This window comes from Microbacterium sp. LjRoot205 (assembly GCF_056175745.1).
Genome location: NZ_JBGFFH010000006.1, coordinates 169998 through 187963, shown reverse-complemented (window position 1 = coordinate 187963; position 17966 = coordinate 169998). Strand labels below are relative to the sequence as shown.

Annotated in this window: 17 protein-coding genes and 2 pseudogenes; 8 read left to right on the top strand and 11 right to left on the bottom strand. The window is 65.8% G+C overall.

Features of this window, described 5'->3' with window-relative positions:
- Positions 1–88 precede the first annotated feature (88 nt).
- From AC04ME_RS13500 to AC04ME_RS13490, 3 genes and pseudogenes are all read right to left on the bottom strand, one after another.
- Positions 89–226: pseudogene (locus AC04ME_RS13500) on the bottom strand (ABC transporter permease); the annotation flags it as partial.
- 117 nt (positions 227–343) lie between these two features.
- A complete protein-coding gene (locus AC04ME_RS13495; RefSeq protein WP_475435433.1) occupies positions 344–1669 on the bottom strand; it encodes an ISL3-like element ISPfr2 family transposase in 1326 nt (441 codons plus the stop codon).
- Positions 1670–2300: 631 nt separating this feature from the next.
- Positions 2301–2612 (bottom strand): putative quinol monooxygenase, encoded by a 312-nt coding sequence (locus AC04ME_RS13490; RefSeq protein WP_084452093.1) that lies wholly within the window; start codon positions 2610–2612, stop codon positions 2301–2303.
- A 107-nt stretch (positions 2613–2719) separates the two neighbouring features.
- Here AC04ME_RS13490 and AC04ME_RS13485 point away from each other — a divergent pair, with 107 nt between their 5' ends.
- Positions 2720–3661, top strand: coding sequence for a GlxA family transcriptional regulator (locus AC04ME_RS13485; RefSeq protein WP_350502311.1), 942 nt, complete (start codon positions 2720–2722; stop codon positions 3659–3661).
- A gap of 553 nt (positions 3662–4214) precedes the next feature.
- Here AC04ME_RS13485 and AC04ME_RS13480 read toward each other — a convergent pair.
- From AC04ME_RS13480 to AC04ME_RS13455, 6 genes are all read right to left on the bottom strand, one after another.
- Entirely contained in the window at positions 4215–4814 is a 600-nt protein-coding gene (locus AC04ME_RS13480; RefSeq protein WP_378785063.1) for a uracil-DNA glycosylase family protein, read from the bottom strand.
- A gap of 19 nt (positions 4815–4833) precedes the next feature.
- Entirely contained in the window at positions 4834–5166 is a 333-nt protein-coding gene (locus AC04ME_RS13475) for a cupin domain-containing protein (RefSeq protein WP_058631432.1), read from the bottom strand.
- A 553-nt stretch (positions 5167–5719) separates the two neighbouring features.
- A complete protein-coding gene (locus AC04ME_RS13470; protein ID WP_475435429.1) occupies positions 5720–6199 on the bottom strand; it encodes a cupin domain-containing protein in 480 nt (159 codons plus the stop codon).
- Between the two features lie 42 nt (positions 6200–6241).
- The gene (locus tag AC04ME_RS13465) at positions 6242–6793 is read right to left on the bottom strand and encodes an MFS transporter (RefSeq protein ID WP_153302232.1); all 552 of its coding nucleotides are present in this window, start codon (positions 6791–6793) and stop codon (positions 6242–6244) included.
- A gap of 378 nt (positions 6794–7171) precedes the next feature.
- Positions 7172–7957 carry an acetoin reductase gene (locus tag AC04ME_RS13460; RefSeq protein ID WP_025104939.1) on the bottom strand — a complete coding sequence of 262 codons (786 nt, stop codon included), beginning with the start codon at positions 7955–7957 and terminating at the stop codon, positions 7172–7174.
- Positions 7958–8115: 158 nt separating this feature from the next.
- The gene (locus AC04ME_RS13455) at positions 8116–9897 is read right to left on the bottom strand and encodes a multicopper oxidase family protein (protein WP_025104940.1); all 1782 of its coding nucleotides are present in this window, start codon (positions 9895–9897) and stop codon (positions 8116–8118) included.
- A gap of 137 nt (positions 9898–10034) precedes the next feature.
- Between AC04ME_RS13455 and AC04ME_RS13450 the strand changes: the two genes are divergently transcribed.
- The 7 genes from AC04ME_RS13450 to AC04ME_RS13420 all read left to right on the top strand — a co-directional run bounded on the left by AC04ME_RS13450 (position 10035) and on the right by AC04ME_RS13420 (position 16089).
- The gene (locus AC04ME_RS13450) at positions 10035–10736 is read left to right on the top strand and encodes a hypothetical protein (RefSeq protein WP_455904803.1); all 702 of its coding nucleotides are present in this window, start codon (positions 10035–10037) and stop codon (positions 10734–10736) included.
- A gap of 48 nt (positions 10737–10784) precedes the next feature.
- A complete protein-coding gene (locus AC04ME_RS13445) occupies positions 10785–11369 on the top strand; it encodes an MFS transporter (protein WP_475435426.1) in 585 nt (194 codons plus the stop codon).
- 10 nt (positions 11370–11379) lie between these two features.
- Positions 11380–11997 carry a nitroreductase family protein gene (locus tag AC04ME_RS13440; protein WP_193762657.1) on the top strand — a complete coding sequence of 206 codons (618 nt, stop codon included), beginning with the start codon at positions 11380–11382 and terminating at the stop codon, positions 11995–11997.
- 190 nt (positions 11998–12187) lie between these two features.
- Positions 12188–12769, top strand: coding sequence for a recombinase family protein (locus AC04ME_RS13435; protein WP_455904800.1), 582 nt, complete (start codon positions 12188–12190; stop codon positions 12767–12769).
- A gap of 197 nt (positions 12770–12966) precedes the next feature.
- Positions 12967–13695: an NAD(P)-dependent oxidoreductase gene (locus tag AC04ME_RS13430; protein ID WP_475435441.1), complete on the top strand. Its 729-nt coding sequence runs from the start codon at positions 12967–12969 to the stop codon at positions 13693–13695.
- Between the two features lie 587 nt (positions 13696–14282).
- A complete protein-coding gene (locus AC04ME_RS13425) occupies positions 14283–15020 on the top strand; it encodes a pyridoxamine 5'-phosphate oxidase family protein (RefSeq protein ID WP_455905622.1) in 738 nt (245 codons plus the stop codon).
- Positions 15021–15630: 610 nt separating this feature from the next.
- Positions 15631–16089, top strand: a complete 459-nt coding sequence (locus tag AC04ME_RS13420; protein WP_455904799.1) for an NUDIX hydrolase — start codon at positions 15631–15633, stop codon at positions 16087–16089.
- On the opposite strand, the gene istB is transcribed toward AC04ME_RS13420, so the two are convergent.
- Together istB and AC04ME_RS13410 are read right to left on the bottom strand one after the other, a co-directional pair.
- Positions 16086–16901 (bottom strand): IS21-like element helper ATPase IstB, encoded by an 816-nt coding sequence (gene istB, locus AC04ME_RS13415; RefSeq protein ID WP_455904798.1) that lies wholly within the window; start codon positions 16899–16901, stop codon positions 16086–16088. The two genes, AC04ME_RS13420 and istB, sit on opposite strands and share 4 nt — an antisense overlap.
- A pseudogene (locus AC04ME_RS13410) lies at positions 16898–17959 on the bottom strand (Mu transposase domain-containing protein); the annotation flags it as partial. The gene istB and the pseudogene AC04ME_RS13410, both read right to left, overlap by 4 nt.
- Positions 17960–17966: the final 7 nt, after the last annotated feature.

Sequence of the window (17966 nt, the reverse complement as noted above, 5' to 3'; positions counted from 1 at the left end):
ACGCTAATCGCAGTCTCATCCGGTATCGCCTCACTCAACCCAACACAAGCTTTATCGTCGCCGAGACGACCGAAACGGAGGCCGGTCCGGCCGGCACGTTCTGCGCGGCGAGCCCGCCAGTCAGGCCGGCGAGGAAACCCACGAGCAGGGTGATCAACGCCACGACCGATCCGATGAGCACGAACCTGCCACGAGCGAATCGGAGGTCACGCCAAGCGACGAACACGATGGTTCCTTCCCGACGTCAGAGACGCTTCCTGCCGTCGGAACCGGCCTCGCTGCCGCGGGTCGGAGTGCCATCGGCGGGAGGTTGACTCCTCGGATCCAACTTCTGATTGATGGCTCATCCCAATCGGGGGTGTAGGAGTTGGGGTCTGAAGCCGCCGGTCTCGAGCAGGCTTCGGGCGATGTAGTTGGTCAGGTTGCGGAACCCGAGTGCGGAGCCGCGCAGGTGTTCGAGCCGTCCGTTGAGCGCCTCGGTCGGCCCGTTGCTGGTGCCGGGTCGTTCGGAGTAGGCGAGCACGTCAGCGGCTCGCTTCTTCAGGGTCCGGCCCAGGGTAGTGAGCTCGGTGAGCACCTTGGGGACGCCGGCGCTGAGGTCGGTGATCAGCTTCTCCATGAGCTCGCGCCCACGTTGCCGGTCCTCGTGGCGATAGGCGGCGATCATGCGCTGGTAGACACCCCAGGTCGCCTCGACCTCGACGTGAGCGTCATCAACGAACAGCGCGCGTAGCCTGTCGCTCTGCTTGTCGGTGAGCAGGTCCGCGCCGGTGTGCAGCGTGCGCCGCGACTTGTCGAGCGGGTCGTCCCTGAACCCACGGTGCCCGTGGATCGCGAGTTGGACCCGGCGCCGGCACCTGTCGAGGGCGTCACCGGCCAGGCGCACGACGTGGAAGGGATCCATCACCGTGACCGCGTCCGAGATCTCCTCTGCAGCGGCGGTCTTGAACCCGGTGAAGCCGTCCATCGCGACCACCTCGACCCCGTCACGGAAGGCGTCGTCGCGGTCGGCGAGCCAAGTCTTGAACGCCGCCTTCGACCGGCCCTCGACCATGTCCAGCAGCCTTGCTGGGCCGGCGCCATCGCGGACCGGGGTGAGGTCGATGATCACGGTGACGTACTTGTCGCCACGCCTGGTGTGGCGCCAGACGTGCTCATCGACGCCAATGACCTTCACGCCCTCAAACCGCGTGGGGTCGTTGATCAGCAGCCGCTTGCCTTCAGCCAGGACCGCGTTGTTGGCGGTGTCCCACGCGACCCCAAGTCCCTCGGCGACACGGGCGACGGTGAGGTGTGCGACCACGATCCCTTCCAGCGCCCACCGCAGCCCGGTGCGCGAGAGCTTCGCACGTGGCTCCGCCGCGGCGCTGGTGTCTTGACGCCACACGTGTCCGCAGTCGGCACAGCGGTAGCGGCGCACTACAACTTCCAGCACGGTCGGTCGCCAGCCCAGCGGCTCGTGGGCCAACCGTCGGATCACGGTGTCACGAGCAGCGCCTTCGCTGCCGCACCGTCGGCACCACTGATCTGGTTCCACCACGCGGCACGCGAGGACCGCACGATCCGGTTCAAGTCGTTGTCCGGTCACGCTCAGACCGAGGCCGTCGAGTCGAGCGAAGGCGGTCAGGTCAGGGCGGCCGAAGCCGGCCGGCGGGATAGCGTCGGACACGTCGAGGTCTTTCGGATGGATGGCGTAGGAACCTCCATCGTCGGGAGATCTCGACGTCTATCTGCGGACCGACGCGCCCGGCCGACCTACACCGTCATCTGAGAAGACCCCTGAAACGTCTTCGACGACGACGGGACCGGCGAGGAGGAGGGTGCGGTGAGCTAAAGGAATGGAGCTTGCTCGGCTTCGACGCCGCCGCAAGCTCCGGTGAAACGGTCGGTACTGGTCGGTCGTCGTCGGTCACCACAGGATGGCGGCGTCCCCCACGCTCGGCGTTTGCGCAGGTCAGCGGCTCGTTCGCCCAGTGGGCGCATCAAGCGATAGACGCAAAGCCGACGTGATTAGGTCGTCGGTTCGATTCCGACAGGCGGCTCCGGCGAACAGCCCTGACCTGCGGAAATGCAGGTCAGGGGCTGTTCGGTTCTGGTGGTCGCGCGATGCGCTGGCCTCACGGCTCTGCCCGACACCGACGTCGCTCTCCTCTGCGACGGACCCCTCGCCGGCTGAGCGCTCGCGGCCGGCATCCTGTCCGTGTGCCGATAGGCCTCGCACCGCTCGGCAACGCAGCATGGCGTTGCGTCGCGACCTGGCGACGGCTCGGCGGGGCGCGATCGTCTCGTGCGTTGGCGGACTACGGGAGCTTGGACGCGAGGACGTCGGCCGCCAGGATCTCGGGTGCTGCGCCGAGGAGGTGCTGGTTGGCCATCAGGGCTGCGACGATGGCGCCGTTGGCGTGGGCGTCGCGAGCGGCCTCGTCGGGGAATGCATCGAAGATCCAGAAGGTGTCGGCGTCGGTCCTGACCGCGAACCAGACAATCGTTCCTACTTCTTCGTTGGCGAGTGCGACAGCGCCGGCGAGCAGATCGGCGAGCGCGTCGTGCTGTCCATCGGCCGCGACGATCTTGGCGACGAAGGCATACGGAAGTGATGCGGGTGTGGACATGAGGGACTCTCCTTGAAATCGGGGTTCTTCGTGGGACGAGTTCAGCGTATGACGAGCGAGGACCGGTGGGGAGTGGCGTATACGGCAGTATTGCTATTGTTTACGTCATGCGTATCGGACTGATCGCGATCGACGGCTGCTTCGGTTCGGCTATCGCGTCGATCATCGACATCGTGCGGGTGGCCGACGGAGCCCGCGGCGATGTCGACCCGCGGATCGACCCGATCGAACTCGCCATCCTCGGACCGAAACGGCGAGTGACCACGACGGCATCGATGACCCTGTCGGTGGACCACCCGCTGTCGGAGTCCGGAGAGTTCGACGTGGTCGTCGTCCCTGCGCTTGGAACCCTTACGGCCGCCGCTACCCACGACGCCCTCCAGAGCCGAGATGCTCGTTCGGTCATCGCCTCGCTCGGGCGCCTCGACGAGGCGACCACCCGGATCGCCGCGGCGTGCACCGGCGTGTTCGCTGTCGCCGAGACCGGACGGATGCATCATCGGCGGGCGACGACCAGCTGGTTCCTGGGGCCGGAGTTCCTGAAGCGCTATCCGACCGTCGCCCTCGATCTCGACACCATGGTCGTGGCCGACGGGAACCTCGTCACCGCCGGCGCCGCGTTCGCCCACATCGACCTCGCGCTCTCACTCGTGCGATCGATCAGCCCCGACCTCGCCCAACATGTCGCCAAGCTCCTCATCATCGACGAGCGCCCGTCGCAGGCGGCCTTCGTCGCCTACGAACATCTCCGGCACGAGGACCCGATCGTCGTCGAGTTCGAACGCTTCGTGCGCGCCCGCCTGGACGAACCGTTCAACGTCGCGTTCGTCGCGCAGTCACTTGGCACCAGCCGGCGCACCCTCGAACGACGAGTCCGTGCGGCGCTCAACCTCACTCCGCTCGGCTTCGTCCAACGGCTTCGCATCGAACGAGCTCGGCACCTCTCAGCAACCACGGACCTCACCTCCGCCGAGATCGCGCTACGAGTCGGCTACGCGAACGCCGAGACTCTGCGCTCCCTCCTGCGTAGGGAGCGACGCCGTTCCTGACCTATCGCCATGCCTGTAGCCGGTGTGCTAGTGCTCGACTGGAACCAGCTCTCAGCACGTCGCGTCGACGCTCCTGCGTCGCCCCCTGGACGACCCACTCGACACGCCCGCAGCACAGGCCATGTGACGTGTCCCGGCTTCCCGGACGGTCGGGGTTGGGTGGCGGTGATGTCGCTGCGTTCTCGTCGAGAGCATCAGCAGACCCGATCAGAGTCGATTGGGATAAGACGCGAAGGCGGTCAGGTCAGGGCGGCCGAAGCCGGCCGGCGGGGTAGCGTCGGACACGTCGAGGTCTTTCGGATGGATGGCGTAGGAACCTCCATCGTCGGGAGACCTCGACGTCTACCTGCGGACCGACGCGCCCGGCCGACCTACACCCTCATCTGGGAAGAGCCTCATTGCGTTTGGCGCAGCGCCCCAGACGCCCCGCGCGTAGCCCCAGCTACCACACAGACATTACCACTGGGTGTCCCCCAAACGGAGGACATCACGGGCCGGCGAGACCCGATGTAGTGCGCGGGCATCAGCGATTGATTCACCCCCAGAAACGGTTTCACCGCAACGCGGTCTCGATGTGCCAACGGAGATCTTCCACGACGTCTGCGGCGAACCACGGGTTCCTCGCGTGCCAACGAAAGTTGAGCGGCGACGGGTGCACTAGAGGGAACAGCTCAGGAAGAAACTGCTGATAATTCCGTACCGTCGCGGTCTTCGCAATCGGCAAGTACGCCTGCTGTGCGTAGCGTCCGATCAACAAAGTCAAACGAATATCAGGCATCAACGCGAAGAGCGGCGGATGCCACCTGGCCGCGAAGCCTCGACGCGGCGGCGCATCTCCCGACCCGCTGCGACCGGGGCCGGGGTAGTAGAAGTCCATCGGCAAGAGAGCGAAATTGTCCGGGTCTCGGAACTGTCCTTCGGTGACACCAAGCCACTGCATGAGGGTGGCACCACTGGCGTCGTCCCACGGCACCCCGCTTGCCTGCGCGCGGCGTCCCGGCGCCTGGCCAATGACGGCCACGCGCGCAGCGGCACCCACCGTGTAAATGGGGTCCATGCCCTGCTCTCGCAGCGCGTTGTTGGTGGAATCGTGTATCAGCTCATCATGGATGAGCGCGAGAGGATCAAGTGCACCGTACTGCGGAGTTCCCACGATCCGTACGCAACCTGCTTCAGTGCTTCTTAACGACGGTCAGGAGGATGACTGAGTCCTCGATGGCGTCGAGTGAGTGGAGCCCGTCCGGGATGATGAGGAGGTCACCGGGAGATCCGTTCCACGACAGGTCTCCGAATCTGAGCAGGACGCGGCCCTCGAGGACTTGCAGGGTTGCCTCTCCGGAGCTTTCGTGCTCAGCCAGGCTTTCGCCGGCCTTGAGAGCAATAAGCGTTTGTCGGAGTTGATGCTCGTGTCCTCCGAAGACGGTCTTCGCGCTTCTACCACTGGACGCTTCCTTCGCCTGAGAGAGTTCGTGTCGCGCGAGGGCGATGAGTGAGGTCTTTTGCATAGCATTTCCGATGTTCGAATGTCATCGTGCGTGGGGTTGCTCGGCCTTACGGGAACCAAGCTGGCCGACACAGCTTGGCTCAAGCTCGTACCTATTATCTGTCCCCGTTCGGCTTACTCTCCGAACCTGCCACTCGTTCAGCACGCTGGTCACCGAAAACGATCGTTTTCCGCGGGCGTCCTCTTAGCTCGGTGAAATTTTTGCCAGCGGCTTCTGGGCACCCGCTTTCTCCGCCGCCAGATGCATCGTTCCCATGCGTGTGGAGTTTGACGCTTTGTGGCGGCGTTCTGTGATCGCACGGTGTCGCAGACAGGGCACAGTGTTGGCCTGCCCGAGGAACCATGCGGCCTTGCCGACACTCTGACACGAGGCCCAGTCGAGGTCCTCGACATCCGTGATCGTCAGACCTACCAGCGTGAGGGGCGGGAGCGTGAAGACATCGGCCGGTCGAGACCGGCCGATGTCTTCACGCGGCGGCGGGGCGCGCTGCCCGGGGTGGACCAAGACGATCCTCGTCCGCAACATCCTTACGGAGCGGTGACACAAGTAGACGTCAGTTGGCGTGCTCGTCCGGCGCGCTGTCCTCGGGCTGGACGGTCCATGCGGGAGGCTCGTCCTTACCGGTCGCTTCGTCTTGTTCTGCCTTGTCGCTGGTTCTCTGGGTGATGCCAGGTGCGTGGTGCACCGGGGCATAAATCGCGTAGAGGCGCATCGGTTCGTCGCCAGTGTTGATCACGTCATGCCAGGTGCCGGCGGGGACCTGGACAGACCACCCATCCGAGACGTTTTGCTCGAAGTCGAGCCGGTCCTTGGCCGGGCCCATGACGGCCCTGCCCTGTCCGGCATCGAGGCGCAGGAACTGATCGGTGTTCTGGTGGACCTCCAGGCCGATGGACTCCCCGACCGGGATAGACATCAGCGTGACCTGCAAATACTTCCCGGTCCACGCCACGCTGCGGTAGTTCTCGTTCCGCCGGGTGGCCTCTTCGATGTCGAACGCGTTCGGGCGGGGCCCGATGTCGTTGATGGTCATTGTGTTCTCCTTTTGTGCTCGGACTTCGAGTCCAAGTCAGCATCATCTTTCGGGGGGAGTCAAGGGTGGGTGGGTTTCGGCGAACCTCGTGGAGGCGAGGAGAGCGAGTACGACGCCGGCCCCAGCGACGACGAGGACGCCGCTTAGTCCGGCTGCAGTGGCGCCCATGGTGGCGACCAGGGCACCGGCGAGCCCGGTGCCGATGGCGATGCCGGCCTGGTTGCCGAGCTCCATCTGCGATGAGGCGCGCCCGACCGTGCCAGCGGCATCATCGCGGACGGCGATGGAGTTGATCGTGAAACCGAGACCGGCGCCGAGCCCGGCGATGATCCAGCCCACGGCGGCGACGGGGACGGGGACGGTGGTGAGGATCACGGCACCGATCACCGTCAAACCCGCGATGACGAGAATCGCTCCGAGGCGCGCGATGCCCCCCTTGGTCATGCCCCACTTCAGGAGCCGGGCGGGGGCATAGGCGCCGGCGGTCCACCCGATGATGCCTGCGGTCAGGACGATCCCGGCGAGTGTAGCGCTGATCCCTCGCACGCTGGTAAGGGCGAGCGGAATGAACAGGTCTGCGGTGAAGAACGCCATGGACAAGGCGGCTGCGAACACCACATTCGCCGGGAGCCCTCGACGCGCGGTGAGCGTCCCGGCAGGCAGAACCCGCCGGAAGTGCGTGCGCGCCCTGACCTCGAGCTCGCGGAGGTTGCGGCTGACGCGTTCGATACGTAATTCAGTACAGGCGTATCGAGGTGGCTGCACCACTGGGCGCCGATTTGTGGGCGCGAAAAAGCCCCCCCGACGCAGGTCGCGTCGAGGGGCAGGTGAGTACGATCCGGTCGTGACTTCGTCTGATCTTCACGAGGCCTTTCCGACTGCTCGGTCTGCGGGCTGAGCTGCCGATACCGGAGGGCGCCCGGGAGGGTCACACGCCGACGCGCGGCGGGTGGTGAGACGGTCAGTGATGACTCAGTTGTAAAGCATGCCGCCGTCGACGAGAAGCACCTGGCCGGTGACGTAGTCCGAGTCGGGGCCGGCGAAGAACGACACGACCTTCGCGACGTCCTCGGGGGTCTCGATGCGGCCGAGCGCGATGCCCTCCACGTTTTCCTTGAGGTTCTGGCCGAGTGGCTTGCCGTTGATCTTGCTGAGCTCGGCGTCGATGAGTTCCCACATGCCGGTGCCGACGATGCCGGGCGCGTAAGCGTTCACCGTGATGCCCTTCGGAGCGAGCTCCTGCGCGGCCGCCTGGGTGAAGCCGCGAACGGCGAACTTCGAGGCCGAATACGCGCTGAGGATGGGGAACCCCTGGATCGACGCGATGGATGCCGCGGAGATGATCTTTCCACCGTGACCGAGCTGTTCGAACTTCGCTGCGGCCGCCTGGATGCCCCAGACCACGCTGTCGACGTTGATCCGGAAGATTTGATCGAGCTCTTCGGCGGTGATCTCGAGTACGGGCTTGATCTGGGCGATGCCGGCGTTGTTGACGATCACATCGAACCCGCCGAGCTGTTCGGCGGCTGCGTCGACAGCGGCAACGACCTGGTCGCGCTTCGACACGTCCGCAGCGACGAAGACCGCTTTTCGGCCCAGCTGCTCGATCTCGGCGACGACCGAATCACCCTTCTCGCGCTGCGGCTCGATGTCCGCGACGGCGATGTCAAAACCGTCGGCGGCGAGACGAAGCGCGATGCCGCGCCCGATCCCCTGCCCGGCTCCGGTGACCAATGCGACCTTATCCTGAATAGCCATTCTCGTACTCCTTCTCAAACGCGAACGGGCGCCCAGCAGATTCGATGTTCGCGGGCCTGGCGCGTCGTACAGTGCAGGGCCAGCAGAAGTGGCTGCCCGTCTCCCACTTCAACATGGCGAATCGATTTGTATTCCCTGGCGCTCCTGACGTGCCAGGGTCACGCCATGAACGGCATGAGTTCGGGAGGCATGGTCACAAAGGGCCGCATCATATCGCGATCCTCGTGCTCGAGGATGTGGCAGTGGTACATGTAGCGGCCGCTGTAGGCGTGGAACCGGACGGCGATCTCGACGATTTCGTGGGGGTTGACGCGGACTGTGTCTTTGAGCCCGCGCTCGTTGGCGTCGATGACGTGGTCGAGCTCGTCGTCGGGGTCGCGACCGAGAGTGATCCGCGCGCTGAGGTCGAGATCGCCGATGCCGTCGTCGGGGATCTCCCAGCCGATGGGCCGGCGCGCGAGGACCTGGAAGGGATCGAGGTGGATGTGGATGGGGTGCGTGTCATCGGTGAGGTTGATGAGCTGCCAGATCTCGTACTGGCCGAGCATCGGGAAGAACGTGGCGGTGTCCTCGAAGTGGGCGGCAACCGCGCGGTAGCGCGTCGTGTGGTCGCCGTCGGTGAGGGTGATCAGCGGACCGGTCGTCTCGTCCTCGTCGTCGACAACGGCGAGCTCACGCATGGTCAGCATGTTGGGTACGTCCTCGAACTCGCGCTCGACAAGCGCGATGGCACGCCGCGGCGCCGCGTCCAGCTCCTCGGGTTTTGGCAGGGCGAAGTCGGTCGCCAGTTCGCGGGGCACCGGACGGTGCGCGACCGGGCCCGGGACGACACGGAAACGCATGACCTGGGGGTACGGCAGCAGCGCGTCGAGATCCGCGGCATCGGCGGCATCAGCGGCGGGAAAGGGCGCGCCATCGAACGGAGCGCCGGCGGTGTTGTAGAGCGTGAGCTCGGTGCCCGGTTGAAGGTCCGAGAAGTCGACGAGCAGGTCGGCGCGCTCGGCTGAGGCGAGGACCAGCCCGTCGGGTGGCAGCGCGACGGGCTCGCGGAGTAGGCCCGAGTCGGTGCCGATCTGAGTGATGCGATCGAATTCGGGCACGCCGTCTCGCAGCAGCACGAGCCGGAAGGTGCGGGCGTTGGAGCCGTTGAGCACGCGGAAGCGGTACGTGGCGGGCTGGACGTCGAGGATAGGCCAGACTTTGCCGTTGACGACCGTGAACGGCGCGAAGGCCTCCATCACCCCAGGGTCGGTCTTGTGCACCAGCTGGCCGGTCAGCCGACCGCCCTCGTCGAGTCCGAAGTTACGGTCCTGCAGCAGCAGCGGCACCTCGTACGGTGGTCCCTCGGGCAGCCCGAGGTCACGTTCGCGCTGGTCGCGGATGATCCACAGTCCCGCCAGCCCGGCGTATACGTCGAACCGAGTGACGCCCATCACGTGGTCGTGGTACCAGAGCAGCGTCGCGCGTTGGTCCATCGGGTAGTCAAATACGGCGAGCTGGCCGGGTGCGAAGAGGTTCTCGGTCCAGCCGTCGTACACGGCCGGTGTCAGGCCACCGTGCAGGTGCACGACCGAGTGTCCCGTCAGCGCCGCGGCGTGCGGGTCCGGCGTGCCGCCGCTCAGACCGGGACTGCACTGCACAGGCACACCGTCGGCGTCGACCTCGTCGCCGGCCATCGTTACGATGACGGGCAGCCCGCCGTCAAGCTCGTTGCGCCACTCGACGCGGACCGGGTGGCCGCGCTCAGCCTCGATCGTCGGGCCTGGGAGCGTGCCGTCGTAGCCCCACACACGCGACCGGGGCAGATCGCGATGGAAGCTGTGCGAGCCGGTACGGATCCGCACCGTCAGACGGCCGTTGTGATCGCGCGCGAGCAGGCGCTCGGGCAACGGCAGAACGTCGACGAACGGCGTCAGAGGCATGCGGTGCGCGGCGGCCATGCGCTACACGCTACCAGCCCGCCCGACGTGTCGTGGGACTATGCACACACGGGTATAACGGACGGAGTTCCGCGCGCAGACGCGAGCGTCGAACAGAGGTCTTGCGGATGTCGCGGGCGCGGTCTAGATTCCCGGGTATGAGCGCTGGGGAGCGGATCTACTCGGCGGTGTTGCACCGGGACAAGCGGGCCGAGCAGGAGCTCGATCCTGAGGTGCGACGCAATCTCGCGCCCAATGGACTTCGACTGGTGGCCGCCAACGCGCTCCAGTCCTCGGGCGATCAGATCGTCAACGCCTCGACCGTGCTGCCGTGGCTGTTCAACGCCCTCGGCGTTCCCGTGGCGCTGACGGGCCTACTGGTGCCGATCCGCGAGTCGCTCTCGATGCTCCCGCAGGCGTTCCTCACGCCACTCATCGTCCGTGTGCGGTTCCGCAAGTGGGTGTTCATCTCCGGCGCTCTGGTGCAGGCCGCTTCGGCGGGAGTGATCGCCGGAACCGCCGCGCTCGGGCAGGGCCTGGTCGCCGGGGTCGTGATCCTGGTCGGGCTGGCGGCGTTCGCGCTGGGGCGGTGCCTGTGCTCGATCGCCTCCAAGGACGTCCAAGGGAGGACCATACCCAAGGGCGAACGCGGCCAGATCAACGGGCTGGCGACCACGGCGTCCGGAGTGGTGGCCATCACCCTGGGCCTGGGCATCCGGATTCTCGGCGGCGAGGACTTGGCGGCCGAACAGCTCGCGTGGCTGCTGGCGGCAGGTGCCGCACTCTGGGTGCTGGTGGCGGCAGTGTACGTCGGCATTCGCGAACCATCCGAAGAACCTGTCGGCGCCGGCCGCGTCTAGAAAGATGTTGGCCCCGGGCCGAACTGGTTCGCAGAGACCATCGCACTCTTGCGCGGCGACCGCGACTTCCGCCGCTTCGTCGGGGTGCGCAGTCTCCTGCTCGTCTCCTCACTCGCCCCGCCGTTCGTGGTGGCCCTGTCCATCGCCTCCGGAGCGGGCGGACTGTCGGGGCTCGGCGGGTTCATCCTGGCCTCCGGGGTCGCCGCCCTGATCGGCGGCAGGATCTTCGGCCGATGGGCCGACCGCTCCAGCAGGAGCGTGATGACGTTCGGCGCTGCCGCGGCATCCGCGATCATCGTGGCGCTCGTGGTGCTCGTCGCGCTCCCCGTCTTCGCAGGAGCATCGCTGGCAGGCAATCTGGTCTTCGTCGCCGCCTACTTCCTGCTGACGCTGACACACACGGGCGTGCGCGTCGGTCGCAAGACCTATGTGATCGACATGGCCGAGGGCGACCAGCGCACCACCTACGTGGCGGTGTCGAACACCGCCATGGGGTTCGTCCTGCTCATCGTCGGCGCGATCAGCGCGCTGCTGGCGACCCTCGCCCTGCAGTGGGCGCTGCTGTTCCTGGCCGCGATGGGCGCGGTGGGGGTGGTCGCCTCTCGACGACTACCGGATGTCTCCAGGCGCTGACAATGGATACATGGTCCACTTCTCTGATCCCCTGCTCGAAGCCATGGCGACTCGGCGCTCGCTGGGCAAAGTGGGACCGGAGACGCCGACCGATGCGGAGCTCATGCACCTGCTCGCCGCAGCGACCCCGGTAGCCGACCACAAGTCCCTTCGCCCGTGGCGGCTCATCACACTCCGTGGCGAGGACCGCACCCGACTCGGCGAGGCACTGGACGCCGCCGGCAGCGTCGACCGCGAACCTGGGGAGCGCAACCCCAAGCCCTTCCGCGCGGAGCTGCTCATCGCCCTGGTCGCCAGCCCTCGAGAACACCCCGACGTGCCCGAATGGGAACAGCACGCCACCGCCGCCGGCGTCGGCCACCTGCTCCAACTGGCCCTCTGGCAGGCCGGCTGGGGCGTCAAATGGCGCACGGGACACCTGGCCAACTCGCCCGAAGTACGGGCCGCGCACGGGCTGGCCGATCACGAACTGCTGATGGGCTGGCTGTACGTCGGCAGCATCGACGACGCCCTGCGGGACCGCCTGACGAGCTCGTCGCGCCCGATCCTCGACCCCGGGCCTCACTTCGGGCAGATGCCGCAGAGCCGTGACCGGGGTATCCGTGCGCGACGCATGAGAACTCCCTGAGCCAGAACCTACAGGATCGCGACTGCACGATGACAGTGAACCGGCGGCCCGCTGAGGGGTCGTCCACCGGTACAGGTGCGGACCATCCGGGTGAACGACCAGAACCCAGCAACTACCTAAGCCTTCGATTCCCGTAAGACTGTCCCGCAAAAATGCCCGGTGAAGGTGCCCTAAACGCTACAGTCGCCGCATGCTTGTCGGATACGCCCGCGTCTCAACCTCTGGGCAGGACCTCGCCGCGCAGCGGGACGGCCTCCACTCGCTCGGCGTCGATCCCGAGAACGTGCACGTCGACCACGGCATGACCGGAACGAACCGTGAACGCCCGGGGCTCCGCGAAGCGCTTGCCGCGGTCCGCAAAGGTGACGTCCTGGTCGTCACCAAGCTCGATCGCCTCGCAAGATCACTCCCCGACGCTCGTGATATCGCCGACGAGCTGACGCGCAAGGGCGTGACGCTGAAGCTCGGAGGTTCCGTCTACGACCCAACCGATCCCGTTCGGCGACTGCTGTTCAACGTCCTCGGGATGGTCGCGGAGTTCAAAGCCGACCTCATCCGTGCCCGCACGCGCGAGGGGATGGCGATAGCGAAGGCCGCGGGCAAGCTCCGCGGAAAGAAGCCCAAGCTCTCCGTCTCACAGGAGAAGCACCTGGTCGCGCTGCACCGTGCCGGCACGCACACCACGAGCGAAATCGCCGAGATCTTCGTTGTCGCACGCTCAACCGTGTACCGAGCGATCCGGCGCGGCGGAGCGAACCCACCCGCCGCCTGACGACACCGAGCGAAGCGAGAAGGACGACACCGAGCGAAGCTGCTCACATCGCTGGGCCCGAGCACGTCGCGGACAAAGGTGTCGGTGCTTCCCCGGGCTACCTCACCGCCGCACTGCACGCAGCCACCAACGTGACCCCATCGTGACGAGTGTGTCGCTGTGCGATCTGAACATCGCACAGCGACACACWCGACGAGATCGTAGTCCCAGGCGGGGAGCTTAGAGGCCAGGACGTCCAACTTCTCGATCGTGGGTTCGCTGAACAGTTTGCCGGCCAGAATCGCGGGTCACCCCCCGCGATTGGGAGACACTCCCTAGGTGGCACTGGTCGCACAGGTCGCCTACTCGCCGCCGATTTGCTCGCAGACGGCCATGACGTCGCGATGCTCGTCCGCGAGCCCGCGAAAGCAGCAACCGCGGCTGACCGTGTCACCATTGCGGCGGGCGACATCCGGGATACGGCAGCTGTCGCCACAGCGATCAACGGTGCCGATGCCGTCGCCTCCGCGCTCGGCCCCGTCGTCAAAGACACCACTCTTCTGCGCGACACCGCGGCGATCGTGGTCCGCGCGATGGGCGATGCGCACGTGAGCCGGTACGTCGGCATTAGCGGCGCAGGTCTCACTCTTCCCGGGGATCGCAAAAGGAACCGGGACCGGATCATCTTTTGGCTACTAAACTCGCTCGGCGGCATGCTCGCGAAGGACAAGATCGCAGAGCGCGCGATCTGGCAACGCAGCGGTCTCGACTGGACGCTCGTTCGGGTCCCCGGCCTGGTCGACGGTGCTGCAAGAGAAGTCGACCACGACGCGCACCTGACGGGGCGTCGCACCACACTCCGTCGAAGCGACCTCGCCCGATTCATTACGGAAACCGTTGCCAACGGCGATTACTCACGCAGCTCACCGTTTGTCAGCGACCGCTAGGCGCCCAGCAAGTCCGACGATCGCGACTCGTCCGGCCCGGCGCTCGGTGGCTTCAGACGGATAGCGCATCGCGTGCTGCACGCCGTCAACCCCGGACGCCGAGGGCTACCCCGCGGTGACCGGGAAACGGCTGGGCGGAGCAGCCCTCAGCGTGCGGCCGCCAGCATGAGGGGGAATCGCCCGCGGCTTGTCGCGAGCCTCCCCAGGCCCGCAACCCTGACGCCAGCATGACACCCAACCGTGCTTACGACAAGGGCTTCTGGACGCCGCCCGGACGAGCTCAGTCATCGCTGTTTCAGGCCTGGGGAAACGGACACATCTATAAGATTCCCGGATCGCCCGACTCGCCATCAGGCCGATGGTGCGCCGACAGATAGTGGGTCACCGTCTCCCGGGGGCCGCTCGACTATCTGTACAGCCTCGGCTTTTGTTAGATAGTTGGGATACAGCGACCGAGAGAAGCGTCCCAGGAGGGCTGCGGCCCCGTAAACGATCGTTTGCGGGGAATGGGCACCGAGTCGGCCCTGGCCGTGAGAAATACTGTTCTCGAGCGAGGCGACGCCACTTATCGCTGAGCTTGTCCTTTGATGACGCCTGCTGTTTTGCCGAGAAAGTTGGGTTTTCCGTCTGCCCCGAAGAAGGGGGAGTCGGATTGCGCGTCCCGGAACTGGGATCTGCTCTCAGACGCGCGGGCCTCGAGCGCTCCTCGGCCTGGTGGGATCATCGAGATAGAGCACTATCAAAATCGACACAGTGTTCCGGCTCATAGGAGGTCAGTGATGACTGCAAGATCGGAAGACTCTCAGCCTGGTCTTCGCCCTGACGAGCTTGGCGAGGCGGACTGCTGGGAACTACTCCGGACGACGCAACTCTGCCGGCTCGCCTTCACCGGAGCGGACGGATTTCCCGACATCCGACCGGTGAATCATCTCGCCGTCGACCGAACCATCTATATTCGGTCAGCGGTGGACTCGAAGTTCCTTGCGGTCGCTTCTCAGCCCCGAGTCGCGGTCGAGGTCGACGGTGTCGACGACGCGAATTTCTGGAGTGTGGTGGTCCGAGGAGTTGTGGAGCAGGTCACCAGCGAGGCCGAGCTGCACCGTGTGGGAGTTGAGCACTTCAAGTCGTGGACAGCGATGCCGAAGCTGTTCGTGCTGAAAGTTACCGCCAGCGAGATCACCGGCCGCCGGTTCCCGAAGGTCGCGCACCCCACTCCCCCGGTCTACGCCGTGCCGGTCACGGAGACAGCGCGATCGCGACACCAAGAGCTCCGGGGTGAGCGGCCTGCCCCCATCCCTCACTTTCAGCCTCCGTCGCAATCGTGAGGGCATCGTCAAGAGTCACCCTGGCGCGTATGGACTTTTGGCCATAGTGGATTAGCTACAAGTCTATATCGGCGTGTTTGGCGCGTCTTTGTATCTGCACCCCAGAGGAGGTGCCGCGGCGATGCCGACCTGACAGAGTGGTGACATCTCCCGACGGTGGGTTGCGCTTTCTCGCACTACCTCTGGGGAGTCAGTGAGCCGGGATCTGGGGATACCGGGAGCAGTTAGCGCGTGCCCTCCGCTTTGCGGAGTGAGATGTCGGGTCCCCCTCATACGCCCCCGCGCATGAGGGGGATCGACTTTCCGCGAACCCCCTCCTGAAAGGGCCCGGAGACCTCCGCGAGCGCTGTGGTCCGTGCAGGGTCTCCGGTAGTGCCCGAGGAAGCTGGGACCCCCGGTATGCCGACGATAGACGGAGCGCAGAGCGCCGGACGGGGGTTGATCCCTCGCGGGGCATCCGTTCGCGTCTCAGGAGAGCACTCGTCGTCGCAGAGCTGGTTCCGACCATTAGCGCGCAGCCGCCGTCCCGTGACTATGTCAACTTGATCTGGCCCAGGGGTGTCGGTCCGATTTGGCCCAAGGTGCGATGACAGCGATATGGTGCTGAGTCATGTCTGTCTGGTCTCGCCAAGCAGTCCGGATCCTGTTGCTTGATCCTTCATCCCGCGTGTTGCTATTCGAAGGCCGTGACCTTTCCGATGCCAATGACATCGTTCGGTTCTGGTTCACCGTCGGTGGCGGCGTAGCGAACGGCGAGTCCCTGATCGTTGCCGCTGCGCGAGAGCTGAAGGAAGAGACCGGTTTTGAAAGCCTGACGTTGAGAGGGCCCTTCGAGCATCGCGAGTTTGATTTCCTCAATCACGGTGAACCACTTCACCAGGTCGAGCACTTCTTCGCAGCACGCGTTGCTGCTCCTGCGACCCTTGACCGTGACGGTTGGACGGACTTGGAGCGTGCGGCGATGACGCGATCGCGGTGGTGGTCAGCCGATGACCTCCGAGAAAGCGACGTGACCTATTTCCCCAAGGATCTCCCAGACCTCGTTGAGACGGCGTCGGGGCTCGTCTAGGCCGGTCCCGCGGAGGTGCTTGTGCGGGTGTGAGCGAGCCGGTAGGACTGGGTTCCGGTTTCGATAATGGTGCCGTTAAACGTGAGGCGGTCGATGATCGCGGCGCAGAGGCGTGGGTCAGTGAAGGTGTCGGTCCATCCGGAGAAGGATTGGTTGGAGGCGATCGCGACACTGTTCTTTTCCTCGCGTTCAGTGAGGACTTGGAACAGGAGCTCGGCGCCGCGGCGGTCGAGTTCCATGTATCCGAGCTCGTCGATGCAGAGGAGATCGACGCGGCCGTAGCGGGCGATGGTGCGGGCGAGCTGGTTCTCGTCGGCTGCTTCGACGAGCTCGTTCACGAGCTTCGTCGCGAGGGTGTATTTGACGCGGTAGCCCTTCTCTGCGGCGGCGGTGCCGAGTCCGATGAGGAGGTGGCTCTTTCCGGTGCCGGAGTCTCCGATAAGGCAGAGCGGGTCGCCGCGGCGGACCCAGTCGCCGGTCGCGAGGGTGTGGATCGTGGCGGCGTTGATGTTCGGGTTCGCGTCGTAGTCGAAGTCACCGAGCCATTTCTGCCGAGGGAACCCGGCGGAGGCGACACGGCGGACGGTGGAGCGGCGATCACGGTCGTCGCATTCCGCGAGCAGCAGTTCAGCGAGAAACCCTTGGTAGGAGAGCTGCTCGTGTTCAGCGACGCGGATCGCTTCGTCCATCACCGCGCGGATCGTGGGCAGGCGCAGCCTCCGGCAGGCTTGGTCGACGGCGGCCGCGGCGGCTTCTTCGGTCATCCCGCGTTGGCGGCGCAGCGTCGTAGTCACGGTGGTTCTGGTGCTCATAGGTCGGTCGTTCCTTCTCTTTCATCGGTGGGCTGGTCGCGGCGTCGCAGGAGCTCGTCGTATTGAGTGACGGTCGGCAGCGGTCGCAGATCTGGTGGGAGGCCGGCGATCACCGCGGCGGGGTCTCGGAGGCGGCGTTGGGTGAGACTGACAACTCGTTGCTCGATGCCGCTGTCGTGAGCAGCGGGATGTCGGTGCAAAGTGGCCCCGCCGGCGTGGAGGCGGGCCTCGACCGCGACGACGTCCGCGGTGACAGCGCCGACCGACAAAGCCGCCCGGATGCCAGCGAGGACATCCGAAGCGCGCATGCTCCGGTGCAGTAGCAGCACTCCGATGAGCTCACGGGTGCCCGCGGCATCGCCGTTCACTTTCCGTGTTTCCTGCCAGAACGCCTCATGCGCCGCGGTGAAGACACCAGCCTGACGGGCGGCCGCCAACGCCGTGGACCCAGGGAGCGCGCCGGGCTTGTGCCGGAGGACCTCGAGGTAGTGATCCAACACGATCGATTCCCCGCCCCGGGCAACGACCCGCTCATGACGAGCAACCTCCTCGCGGCCATCGAAGATCACGACCTCGGACGCGCGCAACGAGACCCTCACCTGTCGGCCGATCATCCGGGCAGGAACCGAGTACTTCGCCATCCGAACCGTCACCAGCCCTGACCGATCGACGCGCGGATGCAGGACCAGACCGGGATCGAACCGCTCCGCCGGCAACGGGCCCAGCAGAGGGCGCTCCGCAGCAAAATCGTCGCCGACCTTCGTGCGTCGCTGGTTGATCCGCCGGTCCTCATCGCGAACATCCCAACGGCGGATCTGTGCGTTCAACTCGGCGAGCGTGTCGACCTCGGGCATCGGCGAGAGCCAGGTGCGCCGGAACCGGCCGACTTCGCCCTCGACGCCGCCTTTCTCGTGCGCGCCGTCGATCCCCGGCTGACAGTAGAACGCGTCGAACGCATAGTGCGAGCGGAACAACACCCACCGGTCGTTCTCGACCCGCGCCCGGTCGCGGCCGTGCAAGACAGCGGTGACCGCCGAAGTCAGGTTGTCGTACTTGATGTCGGTG

Coding starts and splice junctions, on each gene's coding strand:
- AC04ME_RS13490 (WP_084452093.1), bottom strand. CDS start 2,612: ATGTCCACACCCGCATCACTTCCGTATGCCTTCGTCGCCAAGATCGTC.
- AC04ME_RS13485 (WP_350502311.1), top strand. CDS start 2,720: ATGCGTATCGGACTGATCGCGATCGACGGCTGCTTCGGTTCGGCTATC.
- AC04ME_RS13475 (WP_058631432.1), bottom strand. CDS start 5,166: ATGCAAAAGACCTCACTCATCGCCCTCGCGCGACACGAACTCTCTCAG.
- AC04ME_RS13470 (WP_475435429.1), bottom strand. CDS start 6,199: ATGACCATCAACGACATCGGGCCCCGCCCGAACGCGTTCGACATCGAA.
- AC04ME_RS13465 (WP_153302232.1), bottom strand. CDS start 6,793: ATGGCGTTCTTCACCGCAGACCTGTTCATTCCGCTCGCCCTTACCAGC.
- AC04ME_RS13460 (WP_025104939.1), bottom strand. CDS start 7,957: ATGGCTATTCAGGATAAGGTCGCATTGGTCACCGGAGCCGGGCAGGGG.
- AC04ME_RS13455 (WP_025104940.1), bottom strand. CDS start 9,897: ATGGCCGCCGCGCACCGCATGCCTCTGACGCCGTTCGTCGACGTTCTG.
- AC04ME_RS13450 (WP_455904803.1), top strand. CDS start 10,035: ATGAGCGCTGGGGAGCGGATCTACTCGGCGGTGTTGCACCGGGACAAG.
- AC04ME_RS13440 (WP_193762657.1), top strand. CDS start 11,380: ATGGTCCACTTCTCTGATCCCCTGCTCGAAGCCATGGCGACTCGGCGC.
- AC04ME_RS13435 (WP_455904800.1), top strand. CDS start 12,188: ATGCTTGTCGGATACGCCCGCGTCTCAACCTCTGGGCAGGACCTCGCC.
- AC04ME_RS13425 (WP_455905622.1), top strand. CDS start 14,283: ATGACGCCTGCTGTTTTGCCGAGAAAGTTGGGTTTTCCGTCTGCCCCG.
- AC04ME_RS13420 (WP_455904799.1), top strand. CDS start 15,631: ATGTCTGTCTGGTCTCGCCAAGCAGTCCGGATCCTGTTGCTTGATCCT.
- istB (WP_455904798.1), bottom strand. CDS start 16,901: ATGAGCACCAGAACCACCGTGACTACGACGCTGCGCCGCCAACGCGGG.